Here is a 12,817-nt window from a genome sequence, read left to right on the forward strand (position 1 = left end):
ATAAAATTGATTGAGTAATTATATAATTTATTAAACATAACTATAATACTATTAACAAAAATTGATTGTCAACCACCTATAAGCTATTAATTGAAACTAAAGTAAAGGTTATTTTTAATGCTGGAAATAAACATAAGGAACTACCAAATTTTACTGTAATAATCGTTTCCCTATTGGGGTACATTATGACTATAACCAGAGACAACAAGGCTGGTTAATATCTAATCAATATTTTCAAGGAGGAAACTCAGATGAAAAACCAAGCATTAGACGCAATGAAACAAGAAGTAGCTTCAGAATTAGGTGTACCATTAAAACAAGGATATAATGGAGACCTTACAGCTAAACAAGCTGGTTCAGTAGGTGGCGAAATGGTTAAACGTATGATCGCTGCTCAAGAACAACAAATGGGTATGAAACCATTTAGCAACAACAGCAATAACTAATTTAGTGTGCTTATTATAGAATATAATAAGATACAAGGTATGAAAAGGAGTAAGGACCTAAAAGCCCTTACTCCTTTTGCCTTTAGTTATAGAAATTCATATTTGAAAAGGAAATTTTTAATTTTCTCATCCCAAATCTTTTCAGGTGATTTATCTAGTGTAAAGGTTTTATAAGCTACACCTGTACTAACTTGGATATCCCCATTTTTGAAAGTAATATTTACGAAGAAAGTATCTACTTCATTAGAAATGACTGTTGTCTTTGTTGTATTGGTAGATAGAATAATTTTAAAGTAAGAAGGAGATTTGGTACCTATAACAATATGGTAAATATAAGGACGTACTTCACCCCAATTTAAGTACTCGCTCAAATCTTCTTGTTCGTCTGTATTATAAAAATCTTTATTTCTATGGCCATCTAATACAGATTTAAAGGCTGTATGCATAACAGCTTCGCGGAATATAAAATTGTCGAAGAGCTCGGATTTTAAGAGCTTATTCATAAATTCCTTTTTATGAGTAATAGTATAGGATTCTATAGTAATCCCTCCTTAGTAATTTTAATAAATAGCTTCTTCTAAAAAAAGAGCGTGGCTAGGAGCAGTAGGGCCTGCTATAGCACGTGTTCTAGCTTCAAGAATTTTGGGGATAGCATTAGGTTCTAAATGACCTAAACCTACTTCAAGGAGTGTGCCTGTTAAAATTCGTACCATATGCTGAAGGAAGCCATTACCGTGATAATAGATAACAAATCCTGAAGATGTAGGTTCAAATTCAATGCTATGAATACATTTTATAGTACTTTTCTTTTTGTTTTTCATAGAAGTGAAACTTTTAAAGTCATGGGTTCCAATTAAGTAGGTGGAAGCTTCTTTCATCTTATCCATATTAAGAGGATCTGCTACATGATAAGCATAGCGTACTTTAAAGGGATCAGGCATAAATTGTGTATCAATATAGTATCCATAACGTTTTGTAAGGCAGTTGTATCTTGCATGAAAACGTTCAGAGGCTTCTTTGATTTCTGTTACAGCAATGTCGCAAGGCAAGTATTGTCTTAAGTAGCTTAAAATTTCATCACAAGATTTGTAAGAAGTAGTATGAAAGTTAGCTACTTGCTTTTTGGCATGTACACCAGCATCTGTACGCCCAGAGGCAATAACCTGAATATCCTCGTTAAATAATATAGAAAGAATATGCTGTAATTTGCCTTGAATTGTTTTAAGAGGCTGATTAGATTGAATTTGCCAGCCTAAATATTTAGTGCCATCATAGGCAATAGACATTTTATAATTATACATAATAAACTCCTTTTCGGGTTCTTATTTTAAGTGTTAACGGTAGTTTTATTTCTTATACAGTATAGCATATTGTTCTTCGAAAGGTTAGAAGGAATCAGGCCAATTATGTTATATTTATTAAATTGTATACAAGTGTTATAATTATCGAAAAAAGTAAAAAATGAGGAGAGAAGAAATGAGATCATCTCTGTCGAGTTTGTATAAGAGGACTTCTATTAAAACAAAATGGACATGGTTTGTACTTATTTTGGTGTTATATCCCATGATTTTAATAGGATATGTAGGGTATAAAAACTATGAAGAGGTTATTACTGAGCATTTTAATAAAAGTGTTCAAAAGGATGTATTAGTTGTTTCAGAGTGGTTTGAGGAACGACTTGGGGACTTAGAGAAATTTATAGCAGAGACACAATATCATAAAGATTTATATGAGTATGCTACATATTACTACGGTAGAATGAAAATGGCAGGAATAGATATTAAAGAGCAGACTCCTGAGATAGCTAAACAAATTGATCAGCTTCTTATGAATGATTACAATTTGAATAAGAAATTAGGAAACTATTTAATGTCACTTCTTTTAACAAGACAGGATGTTAGACTTGCAGCGTTCCAATTTAAAGAACAAGAGGAATTTCACTACATAGAATTTAGAGATAAGGGCTCAGCATTTTACGAACATCTCGAATTTAAGAGCCAGACTATATTTGAGAACATAGAAAAAGAGTTTGAGGAAATTCCTAAAGAGACAATGGCTTATTACATAGATGATTTAAATAATATATACCTAGCACAAAAGATATTTTATAGAGATACATTAGAAGAAGTTGGAACCATAGTACTGAAGTTGGATATGCAATACTTACTGCAAAAGTATGAACAGATGCTAACAGGTGCTATAAAAGCTGTATATGTGGAAGCGAATAAGAGTGATGAACTTCTAGCATTAGGAGAATTAAGTCAGGAAGAAAAAAGTAAGTTAGTCGATTTTATGAATAGGGATCCAGAACAAGACATTGTATATAAAGAAGAAAGTAAAAAACAAGCTATTATGTATAATACTTTTTCTACACGTAATCTCGTAATAGGTAATGCTATTTATATTTCAACAGATATATTGCTTCAAGATATTAGAAGCTTATCAAGGTTTATTTTTATGCTATGTATAAGTATACTACCTATTTTCTTATTTTTAGCGAATAAGCTATATAAAGAGATTATTTACCCAGTCTATGTACTAAGTGACAAGATGCAGCAAATTGAAAAAGGAGAGATAGGAGTTCAAATTAAAGGGGATTATCATGCTGAAATAGGATATGTTTATGGTGTATTTAATCGAATGAGTAAGCAAATTCAATATCTAGTTAATTGTGTATATAGAGAGCAACTTATGCTAAAAAGCTCCGAGTTAAAAGTTTTACAAGATCAGATTAATCCTCACTTTTTATATAACACACTAGAGATGATTAACTGGAAGGCTAGGATGAGTGGTAATGAAGATATTGCTCAGATGATAGAGGCACTAGCAGGTATTATGGAAGTAAATATTGATAGGAGAGATAGTCATTTCTTAACCATTAAAGAAGAGGTAGAGTATCTAAAAAATTATATCTTTCTCATTCAGAAGAGATTTGGTGAACGTATTCAGTTTGAAACCCAAGCAAGTGAATCCGTTTTAGACTACAAGATACCAAGATTAATCTTACAGCCTTTAGTTGAAAATGCAATTACACATGGTATAGAGCCTAGGGGGGAAGGAAAAATTATTGTGAGAGCAGAAGAGTGTAGAGGGCTACTTTATCTAACAGTGGAAGACACAGGAGAGGGCATAAATGAGGAAAGGTTACACTATTTGCAAGAGGAACTAAATCATCCACAAAAAAACTATATTAACAGTGAATCCCAAGATGAAGGTATAAGTAGGCAACATATTGGTATCATCAATGTACAAAAACGTATCAAGCTACTATATGGGGAAGAATATGGCATGCATATACAAAGTATAGAAGGAGAAGGTACTCAGATTACTATTAAATTATCTAAAGAAATAAGAGAGTAAATGAAGGGGGATGTTGTAATGTATAAAGTGTTAATTATTGATGATGAGGTATTTATCAGAGAAGGAATGAAACAAATTATTCCTTGGAAAGAGTTAGGATGCGAATTTATAGGAGAAGCTCAAAATGGAGAAGAAGGTGTCGAAAAAATTGTAAAGCTTATGCCTGATATTATTATTTCTGATATTAGAATGCCTAAAAAAAGTGGACTAGAGATGATAGATGAAATTAAATCTATTAATAAAAATATGCAGGTCATTATACTAACAGGGTTTAGAGAATTTGAATATGCACAGCAGGCTATAAGACTAGGGGTTTTACGATTTTTATTAAAACCTTCAAAGATAGAAGAAATTAAAGAGGCTATTACCTCAGCCGTAGTCAATTTAGATAAACTTCCTAAGCGAGAAGTTGAAAATCTTCTAAATGAGCACACTTATGAAGAAATAGACAAACCACAGTATTTAGTGAAACAAGCTATAGAATATATCAATCAATATTATAATCAAAAGTTAGATTTGCAAACAGTTGCAGATCAACTTTATGTAAGTACTTGGCATTTGTGTAAGGTTATTAAAAAGCAAACAGGAACCAATTTTGTTGATTTGCTCAATAATGCACGTATAGAAAATGCAAAAAGGATGTTGCTTGAAAGTAATATGAAAATCTATGAGATTGCAGAAGCTGTAGGATATGCAGATACAGCCTATTTCTCAAAAATTTTTAAGAAAATAACTCAAGTAACACCTAATGAATATCGTAATAAGATGTACTAAAAATTATAGAAGTAATACCTTTACTGTTTCAGATTTAAAGAATTACAAAGTATCAAGCAGTTAAAGTGTTGTAATAATGATGAGCGGAAAAGTAAAAAATACAAAATTTAATTGTATGAGCAAATTTGAACAACAAACACCAAGATAGGCATATTCAATCTGTATATATGCGATGCTATAATGAAATTAAGTTAAGAATCTATTAGCATATCTTACATATTTAAAAATTTTAGGGGGTACATATAATGAAAAAATTTCAAAAGTGTTTGCTCTAGGCCTAGCAACAACAATGCTTGAGTGTGTATTTGTAGGTATTTTTCAGAGCAAGGCAGGTAGCCAATGCCTCAAAAAGACGCAAAGGTAGAGAGTATGAAAATAAGGAAGAAGAATCAACTTAAAAAACAGCAGAGCTATAACATTTGAAAACAATATCAAGAAATTCCAAGAGACTAATTCACATGTAACAATTGAGAATGAGTCTGACATCAGCCGTTGTTTTTTGTAAAGTACTCTATAAGGTAGTGAAAAAAGAAGGGGGCTTTTAGAGTGATTTATAAAGATAAGAAAATTGTATGGATATTCTTATTACCAGCATTAATATTTTTAATAGGATTTTTATATATACCATTTTTTATGAGTATATACAACAGCCTTTTCAATATTACGGATTTAGCTGGAGTTGATAAGACTTGGGTGGGCCTACAGAATTATATAGAATTATTTCGTGATACTAATATACACACATCACTTATTAATACAGCGATTATGATGGTATTAATGGTTGTATTTGAATTAGGTTTAGGGGCACTTTTTGCATTGTTTGTAGATGGTGTTAGAAGAGGTGCTAAATTCTACAGAACAGTATTTTTCTTCCCAGTAGTTATTTCAGCTACTGCTATCGGTCTTATGTTTTTTCTTTTCTATGACTATAATATGGGACTTTTCAATCAAATTCTTATGAAGTTTGGAGCGGAAAAACATCTATGGATGAATGAAAGCTCTGCCCTATACATGATTGCTATTCCAACGATTTGGCAATATGTAGGTTTCTATTTTGTTATCGTATTGACAGGTATTTCAACTATTCCGGAAGATATTTATGAATCTGCTTATCTTGATGGTATTACAGGATTTAAGAAGACTATTTACATCACATTACCACTTATTAAAGGTGTACTTAAGTCAAGCTTAATTCTTGTTATTACAGGAACACTTAAGATTTTCGACTTAGCATGGACAATTGCACCAAAAGGTATACCGAATGGCAAAACGTATCTTCTTGGTACGTACCAATATCATATCGTTTACGATGCCTATCGAGTAGGGTATGGATGTGCTATAGCGGTTCTTATTGTAGTCATAGGGCTTGGTATATCATTACTTGTTAATAAGTTATTAAAAGAAGAACTATAGAAACTTAAAAAGAAAGAGGGCGAAATCATGGCCAAAGATTTAGCAAATAGTAAGCCAAAGAACTTAAAGCTGAAAAAAAGTTCTGGGCCAATAGAGCAGTTCTCAATAGGTAGAATATTTATTCATATTATACTTTTACTTTGGGCAAGTACAACCATTTTCCCATTAATTTGGGTACTTAATAACTCTTTTAAAGAGAGAAATACAATTTTACTGGATTCATTTAGTTTAGTAAAAGAACCTGTATGGACTAACTATATAACAGCTTTTACGCGTATGAATATTGGGAGAGCGTATATTAATAGTCTTATTATTTCCGGAACAGTAGTAGTCGGAGTTATGTTATTTGGTGGTCTTGCATCATATATTTTATCGAGGTACAATTTTAAAGGTAAACTAGCTGTACATTCCCTTGTTATGGCAGCATTACTTTTCCCAGCATTTGCAACTATTGTTCCAGTATTTACGATGTTAAATAAGGTAGGGCTTACAAACACTCATATAGGTGTTATTTTACCTCAGATTGCAGGCAACTTAGCATTTGCCATAACTATTATGGTTGGCTTTATGAGTACGATACCACTAGAGCTTGAAGAAGCGGCTGTTGTAGAAGGATGCGGACCATGGAAGATTTTCTCCAGAATCATTGTGCCTATTTCAAAACCTTCCTTTGCAACTGTAGCAATTTTTACATTTTTATGGTCATACAATGACCTCTTCTTACAAAAGATTATTATCCGTAAAAAAGAAATACGTCCAATCTGTGCATTGCTTGATACAATCAGATCACAATATGGTACAGACTATGGTTTAATGTGTGCATCTGTAATTCTTGTAGTTGTGCCAGTTCTTATCGTATACTTATTCTTACAGAAATATATTATTAAAGGTCTTACAGCAGGTGCTGTTAAGGGTTGATGTTATGGGGGAAAGTTACAGCAAGTAAAATAGCTTAAACTTAAAAGGAGTAATGATAATGATTAAATTTGGAACAGGTGGCTGGAGAGCCATAATTGGAGAAGATTATATTAAAGATAATGTTGTATTAGTGGCACAAGCTGTAGCTAATATGATGATTGAAGAAAACGTAACTGAAGAGGGATTAGTAGTAGGATATGATAGACGTTTCTTATCAGATAGGTCTGCTATGTGGGTATGTGAAGTTATGGCAGGTAATGGTATACCAGTTCAAATTATTAATAAAATTTCTCCTACTCCCCTTATTATGTATTATGCTAAAACTCATGGTAATCATTATGGTATGGCTATTACAGCGAGCCATAACCCAGCAGAGTATAATGGTATTAAAATTTTTACATTAGGTGGTAGAGATGCTACAGAAGAAGTAACAGGAAAAGTAGAAGCTATTATTGAAAAACTTTCTAAAGAAGATGTAAAAGTAATGGAGTATGATGAAGCTCTAGCTTCAGGACTTGTTAAAGAGATTAATCCATTTAATGATTATATTGATACAATATTAGGTATGCTCAATGTAAGTGCTATTAGAGAAAGAGGTTTAAAAGTTTTAGTTGACCCAATGTTTGGGGTATCTAAAAATTCTCTTCAGGCACTTCTTATAAGTTGTAGATGTGAAGTGGATGTTATCCATGATCGTCATGATACAACTTTTGGAGGGAGACTTCCTTCACCAAGTGCTGTAACACTGGCTAGACTGACCAATATGGTTGTAGAGAAGAAGTACGATATTGGTATTGGAACAGATGGAGATGCAGATAGACTTGGTATCATTGATGAAAAAGGTAATTTCATTCATCCAAACGATATTATGGCATTACTTTACTACTATTTACTCAAATACAAAGGCTGGAGTGGACCAGTTGTTAGAAATATAGCAACAACACATCTTCTTGATGCTATTGCTGAGAAGTTTGGACAAAAGTGTTATGAGGTTCCAGTAGGCTTTAAACATATTTCAGCAAAGATGGAAGAAACAGATGCTGTAATTGGTGGTGAAAGTAGTGGCGGTCTTACTATTCGCGGTCATATCAAAGGTAAAGATGGTATTTTTGCTGCGGGCTTACTTGTAGAAATGATGTGTGTAACAGGTAAGAGACTTGCTGAAATGTTAGATGAAATTCATGAACAATTTGGAGATTATGTAATGATTGAAGGGGATTATCGTTTTTCACATGCCAAAAAAGATGAATTAGTAGAACTTTTATTTACAGAGAGAAAACTTCCTACATTTAACATTCCAGTAGCTAAGGTAAGCTATGAAGATGGTTGTAAAGTGTACTTTGAAAACGGAGGGTGGATTATTGCACGTTTCTCAGGGACAGAACCACTTATTAGAGTATTTACTGAAATGAGTACTAAGGAAGAGGCAGAGGCTATAAGCCAAGTTATGCTAGAGTTTTTAGGATTGTAGAATATATGTTCAAGAGATTGGAACAATCACCCATAAGGGGAGGTTGTTCCAATATTATTAATGAAATTAGAGTATTAAAAAGGATAGAACATATGGTAAAATAGAACATATTTTTATCTATTTAGGAGGAAGACATGTTTAACGTACAAGAAGTTTTTAGTCAAATGACACTCCGTGAAAAAATCGGACAAACTTTTCTTCAATATTATCAAGGATATGAGGATCTTCCAGAATCTCTTATCGAAATGAATAAACGTACTGAATTAGGTGGTATCATCTTTTTCTCAGGGAATAATGTAAGAAATCTTGAGCAGTTTCGTGAAATGAACAAACGTATTCAAGCTCATGCTAAAGAAAATCGCTTTGGTCTTCCAATCCTGCTTACTATTGACCAAGAAGGTGGTCAACTTACAGCTATTCACCAAGGAACAACAATGTTCCCAGGGAATATGGCTATGGGCTTTGCTAATGATGAAGAGATGGCTTACAAACAAGGTGAGCATGTTGCTAAAGAATTAAACTATGCTGGTATTGATATCTGTTATGCACCAGTTTTAGATGTAAGCTATGACCGCAAAAATGGTGTACCTGTAGTAGATAACCGTATGTACTCAAGTAAGCCAAATGTTGTTGCAGATATGGGAACAGGTTTTATTAGAGGCTTAGAAGATAATAGTATTGCAGCTTGTGGGAAACACTTCCCTGGTATGCGTTTAACTCAAGAAGATACACACTTCAAAATGGATGTGCATCCTGGAGATATGAATCGCCTTGAAGAAGTTGAGCTTGTACCTTATAAAAAAGCTATTGCAAATGGTCTTGGTTGCATCATGATGCACCACGGTGTATTCCCTCCACTTGATGGGGATAAACCAGCATCAATGTCTAGGAAAGTAGTAGACTATTTAAGGAATGAATTAGGCTTTAAAGGGCTTATTGTAACAGATGACCTTATTATGAAGGCAGTACTTGATGCATATGGTGAGAGACAACCTCTTGTAGAAGCTATGAATGCAGGTTGTGATCTTCTTATGTCTACATGTGCGGGAGAATGGTATGTAGATTTTATGGAAGAATGTGTTCAAAACGGTACAGTATCTGAAGAACGTATTAATGAAGCATGTCTTAAAGTATTAGAGTACAAAGCTAAGTACCATTGTGGCGAGTTTCCAGAAGGAAAAGCTTTTGATAAAGAGCAAGGTGATAAAATTGCTTATGAAATTGCTAAAAAATCACTTATTCTTTATAAAGGTGAAAAAGCTGACTTCCCAGTGAAATTAGAAGAAAAAGAAAAACTTGGTATTATCTTTGGAAATCCAGCTCGTCTTGTAATGAGTGATGCTATTAACTTATATGATAAATTATCTATTGAAGATACAGTAAAAAAACATGGCTATCACAATAACACTAAAGAAGTGATTATGCCATGGCGTCCAACACATATGGAAATGGTATCTGTAGGAGATATTGCTATTATTTCTGACTTTGTTATCTTTACAACAGTTAATGCATATTGCTTCGAAGAGCAGATCGAAACAATTAAATATATTAGAGATTTCTGCCCAACTAAGAAAATTATTGGTGTAGCTACAAGAAGTCCAGAGGATGCAAAAATTCTTGCAGACTACTGTGATTATGTAGTTGTAACAGGTGGTTTAACACAAGTTACATTGGATGCTTTAGTGGAAACTATCTTCGGGGATGGAGAATTCGAGTTCAACCCAGCAAAACAATTATTTGAATAAAAATAGACAGGTGCCACTTGGTAAACAAAGGTTTGCAAGTGGCTACTTGTACGAATAGACAAAGAGGTGAATAAAATGAGTTTTTTTAACCGTGTAAATGAGTATGCAAATGAATACCATACCTTAAAAAGCAATGAAACATTAGCAAAAGAAAAGGAAATGCCAGGTAAAGCATTCTTTATTAAGAACAATAATATTTTAGCTATTCCTAGAGAAGATGGAGATTGTAGATATCCATTTGGACAAAATGGATTTAACTACTGGGTATATGCATCTGGTTATATTCATAGCAATGAAGGCTTATTCTCTCCATATCTTAGAGCTTCAGAAGGACAAGAGCCTAAAATAGCTTTCTTTGCAGGCTTTAAAGGGAAAGAGGGCTATAAAGTTATTCCGATTTTATCGGTACCAGTTATGGATGAACAGGTACAAACAGAAAGATATACAGTGTTTACAAAAGCAAGTGCTTATTATGTAACAGAAGCGGAAGGGATTACATTTGCTATTCGAACTTTTGTAGATGCAGATAAGAAGATGTATTACACAGTTTCAGCAACAAATAATACTGAAGAGAAAAAAGAGTTCTTCGTATCTTCTTACTTCAATCCTTTCCTTAAAAATGCAGTGATGGAAGGTGCTGAAAACCGTTGGTTCAGACAAGCTACTGTTATGCCTAAAAATGAAGGACAAAACCTTAATAACTTCCTTATTGAAGTTTATGAAGAAAGAGATAGAGGTGCGATGGCGCCAAACTATGGGGTATTTACAAGACACCTTACACTTAGTGAGGGCGCTGAATTAGTAGCATCAGAAGAAACAACTTCACGTAATGATTATGTAGGGGGAGTAAGAAGTTCACTTCACACACCAGCATCGCTCTATAAGGGTACGTTTGGTGATACGAAGAAGGTAGCTACTTTTACAGAAGTATCCGTAGCAGCAGATATGCTTCATTTAATACTTGAAAAAGGCGCAAGTATGAGAGAAGACATTGTCATGACATATTGCTTTGAAGATGAAGATATGGAAGTGGCTATTAGAGGGGGTTCTACTCCAGAAGTCATTGATGAAGCAGAAGAAGCTATTATTAAGGCAGAAGCAATGCATGGAGAAAATATGAAGGCTGTCTTTGGTAAACGCCTTAGTGGGGAAATCAAAGAAGAAGTATTTAATGCATTCTTTGAACACCTTAAAAAGCAAGTTGAATTTTGCTCAGTTATTAAAGGATATATTCAGCTTTCAAGTTTCTCACTTATTGGGATTCGTGATGTATTCCAAGCGCTTGAAGGTTTAGTGTTCTATGAGCCAGAAGTAGCTCGTGAAAAAATGCTAGAGGCTCTTAACTTTGTTCAGCCAGATGGCCGTTGCCCAAGACAATATTCTCTTCCAAGATTTGAAGGGGATACACCTAATATGGACCTTAGACCTTTCATCGACCAAGGTGTATGGGTAATCTCTACTATTGCAACTTATCTTCGTTTTACACAAGACTTTAACTTCTTGAATGAAACATGTGGCTATTATGACTTTGTAAATGATAAAGCACACTTAGCTAAAAAATCAGATAAGACAAGTTCAGTACTAGACCATTTATTTGATATTATGAATTACCTTCTTACAAATCGTGACCATGACTATACAAAATGTGTATGTGCACTCTATGGTGACTGGAATGATGCTTTAGATGGACTTGGTGTAAGTAAGCGTAAAGATCGTGAATACGGTACTGGTGTATCTGTGATGGCTACGCTTCAAGTTTATCAAAACTGCCATGAGATGATTGAACTTCTTGAAATCTTAGATACAGAGAAATATGCAGATAAAATAGCTGAGTATAAACAAGCAATGGTAGAAATTGAAGAAGGTCTTGTTAAGTACGCTATTATTGAAAATGAAGAAGGGGAAAAACGTCTGGTACATGGATGGGGAGATGAAAGAAGCTACTTTGTAGGAAGCTTTGATGATCCAGACCATGAATCACGTGATGGTATTACCTCTAATGCATTCTGGGTACTTGCTGGTATGTATGATAAAGATATGAGTATTAAAGATACAATCCTTGGAGCATATGATAGATTAGGATCTAAATATGGTCTTAAAACATTTGAACCTCATTTTGAAAAAGGGACACCGGGGGTAGGTCGTATTCCTAACTTACCAAAAGGTACAGCAGAAAATGGTGCAGCTTATATCCATGCAAGTACATTTGGTGTTATGTCTCTCTTCAGAATGGGTGAAACAGAGCGTGCTTGGGAAGAACTTTCAAAATGCTTGCCATTTACACATGAGAAAGTATCTGTATCTCCATATGTAATGCCTAACTCATATGGTTATAATGAAGAAAAGCAAATTGATGGGGAGTCTATGCAAGATTGGCAAACAGGAAGTTCTAACGTTGTACTTAAAACATTTATTCGTTTCGTATTTGGTGTAGAACCACAATATAAAGGCTTATGGATTCAACCATCTATGCATATTCCATTTGCTACAACTGAATTTGCTCTTAAAGTAAGAGGGACTAACCTTGTACTGAAATATAGCAACAATGAAACAGGTAAACGTACATTTAAAATAAATGGAGAAATTCAAGAAGGCATTTATGATGATGTTATGAAGCTTAAAAAATTATGGATTTCAAATGAGTTCATTGTAAATAATAAAGAAATTGTAGTAGAAATTCTTGACTAATT

The 12,817-nt window shown here is 33.6% G+C and carries 10 protein-coding genes; 8 read left to right on the top strand and 2 right to left on the bottom strand.

Going from position 1 to position 12,817, the window contains the following annotated elements:
• The first annotated feature begins 251 nt into the window (after positions 1-251).
• Complete coding sequence (locus H8718_RS03720) at positions 252-446, top strand: alpha/beta-type small acid-soluble spore protein (protein ID WP_177670176.1); 195 nt, start codon at positions 252-254, stop codon at positions 444-446.
• A gap of 86 nt (positions 447-532) precedes the next feature.
• On the opposite strand, the gene H8718_RS03725 is transcribed toward H8718_RS03720, so the two are convergent.
• Together H8718_RS03725 and truA are read right to left on the bottom strand one after the other, a co-directional pair.
• Positions 533-949, bottom strand: a complete 417-nt coding sequence (locus tag H8718_RS03725; protein ID WP_177670174.1) for a DUF5721 family protein — start codon at positions 947-949, stop codon at positions 533-535.
• A gap of 57 nt (positions 950-1,006) precedes the next feature.
• Entirely contained in the window at positions 1,007-1,747 is a 741-nt protein-coding gene (gene truA, locus H8718_RS03730) for a tRNA pseudouridine(38-40) synthase TruA (protein ID WP_177670172.1), read from the bottom strand.
• A gap of 175 nt (positions 1,748-1,922) precedes the next feature.
• On the opposite strand from truA, the gene H8718_RS03735 reads away from it, so the two are divergent.
• The 7 genes from H8718_RS03735 to H8718_RS03765 all read left to right on the top strand — a co-directional run bounded on the left by H8718_RS03735 (position 1,923) and on the right by H8718_RS03765 (position 12,815).
• On the top strand, positions 1,923-3,806 hold the full coding sequence (locus H8718_RS03735) for a sensor histidine kinase (RefSeq protein WP_177670170.1): 1,884 nt from the start codon (positions 1,923-1,925) through the stop codon (positions 3,804-3,806).
• Between the two features lie 18 nt (positions 3,807-3,824).
• Positions 3,825-4,580 (top strand): response regulator transcription factor, encoded by a 756-nt coding sequence (locus H8718_RS03740; RefSeq protein WP_177670168.1) that lies wholly within the window; start codon positions 3,825-3,827, stop codon positions 4,578-4,580.
• 546 nt (positions 4,581-5,126) lie between these two features.
• Complete coding sequence (locus H8718_RS03745; RefSeq protein ID WP_249331632.1) at positions 5,127-5,993, top strand: carbohydrate ABC transporter permease; 867 nt, start codon at positions 5,127-5,129, stop codon at positions 5,991-5,993.
• Between the two features lie 27 nt (positions 5,994-6,020).
• Positions 6,021-6,911 (top strand): carbohydrate ABC transporter permease, encoded by an 891-nt coding sequence (locus H8718_RS03750; RefSeq protein ID WP_249331635.1) that lies wholly within the window; start codon positions 6,021-6,023, stop codon positions 6,909-6,911.
• A gap of 58 nt (positions 6,912-6,969) precedes the next feature.
• Complete coding sequence (locus tag H8718_RS03755; protein ID WP_177670164.1) at positions 6,970-8,382, top strand: phosphoglucomutase/phosphomannomutase family protein; 1,413 nt, start codon at positions 6,970-6,972, stop codon at positions 8,380-8,382.
• A 134-nt stretch (positions 8,383-8,516) separates the two neighbouring features.
• The gene (locus tag H8718_RS03760) at positions 8,517-10,127 is read left to right on the top strand and encodes a glycoside hydrolase family 3 protein (protein WP_249331637.1); all 1,611 of its coding nucleotides are present in this window, start codon (positions 8,517-8,519) and stop codon (positions 10,125-10,127) included.
• 75 nt (positions 10,128-10,202) lie between these two features.
• Complete coding sequence (locus tag H8718_RS03765) at positions 10,203-12,815, top strand: GH36-type glycosyl hydrolase domain-containing protein (protein ID WP_249331639.1); 2,613 nt, start codon at positions 10,203-10,205, stop codon at positions 12,813-12,815.
• The last annotated feature ends 2 nt before the right edge of the window (positions 12,816-12,817 follow it).

The organism is Zhenhengia yiwuensis, assembly GCF_014384995.1.
GTDB lineage: Bacteria > Bacillota > Clostridia > Lachnospirales > Cellulosilyticaceae > Zhenhengia > Zhenhengia yiwuensis.

Bases quoted from the DNA above. Each gene is read 5' to 3' on its own strand.
- H8718_RS03760 (WP_249331637.1), top strand. From the start codon at position 8,517: ATGTTTAACGTACAAGAAGTTTTTAGTCAAATGACACTCCGTGAAAAA.
- truA (WP_177670172.1), bottom strand. From the start codon at position 1,747: ATGTATAATTATAAAATGTCTATTGCCTATGATGGCACTAAATATTTA.
- H8718_RS03735 (WP_177670170.1), top strand. From the start codon at position 1,923: ATGAGATCATCTCTGTCGAGTTTGTATAAGAGGACTTCTATTAAAACA.
- H8718_RS03725 (WP_177670174.1), bottom strand. From the start codon at position 949: ATGAATAAGCTCTTAAAATCCGAGCTCTTCGACAATTTTATATTCCGC.
- H8718_RS03740 (WP_177670168.1), top strand. From the start codon at position 3,825: ATGTATAAAGTGTTAATTATTGATGATGAGGTATTTATCAGAGAAGGA.
- H8718_RS03765 (WP_249331639.1), top strand. From the start codon at position 10,203: ATGAGTTTTTTTAACCGTGTAAATGAGTATGCAAATGAATACCATACC.
- H8718_RS03755 (WP_177670164.1), top strand. From the start codon at position 6,970: ATGATTAAATTTGGAACAGGTGGCTGGAGAGCCATAATTGGAGAAGAT.
- H8718_RS03750 (WP_249331635.1), top strand. From the start codon at position 6,021: ATGGCCAAAGATTTAGCAAATAGTAAGCCAAAGAACTTAAAGCTGAAA.
- H8718_RS03720 (WP_177670176.1), top strand. From the start codon at position 252: ATGAAAAACCAAGCATTAGACGCAATGAAACAAGAAGTAGCTTCAGAA.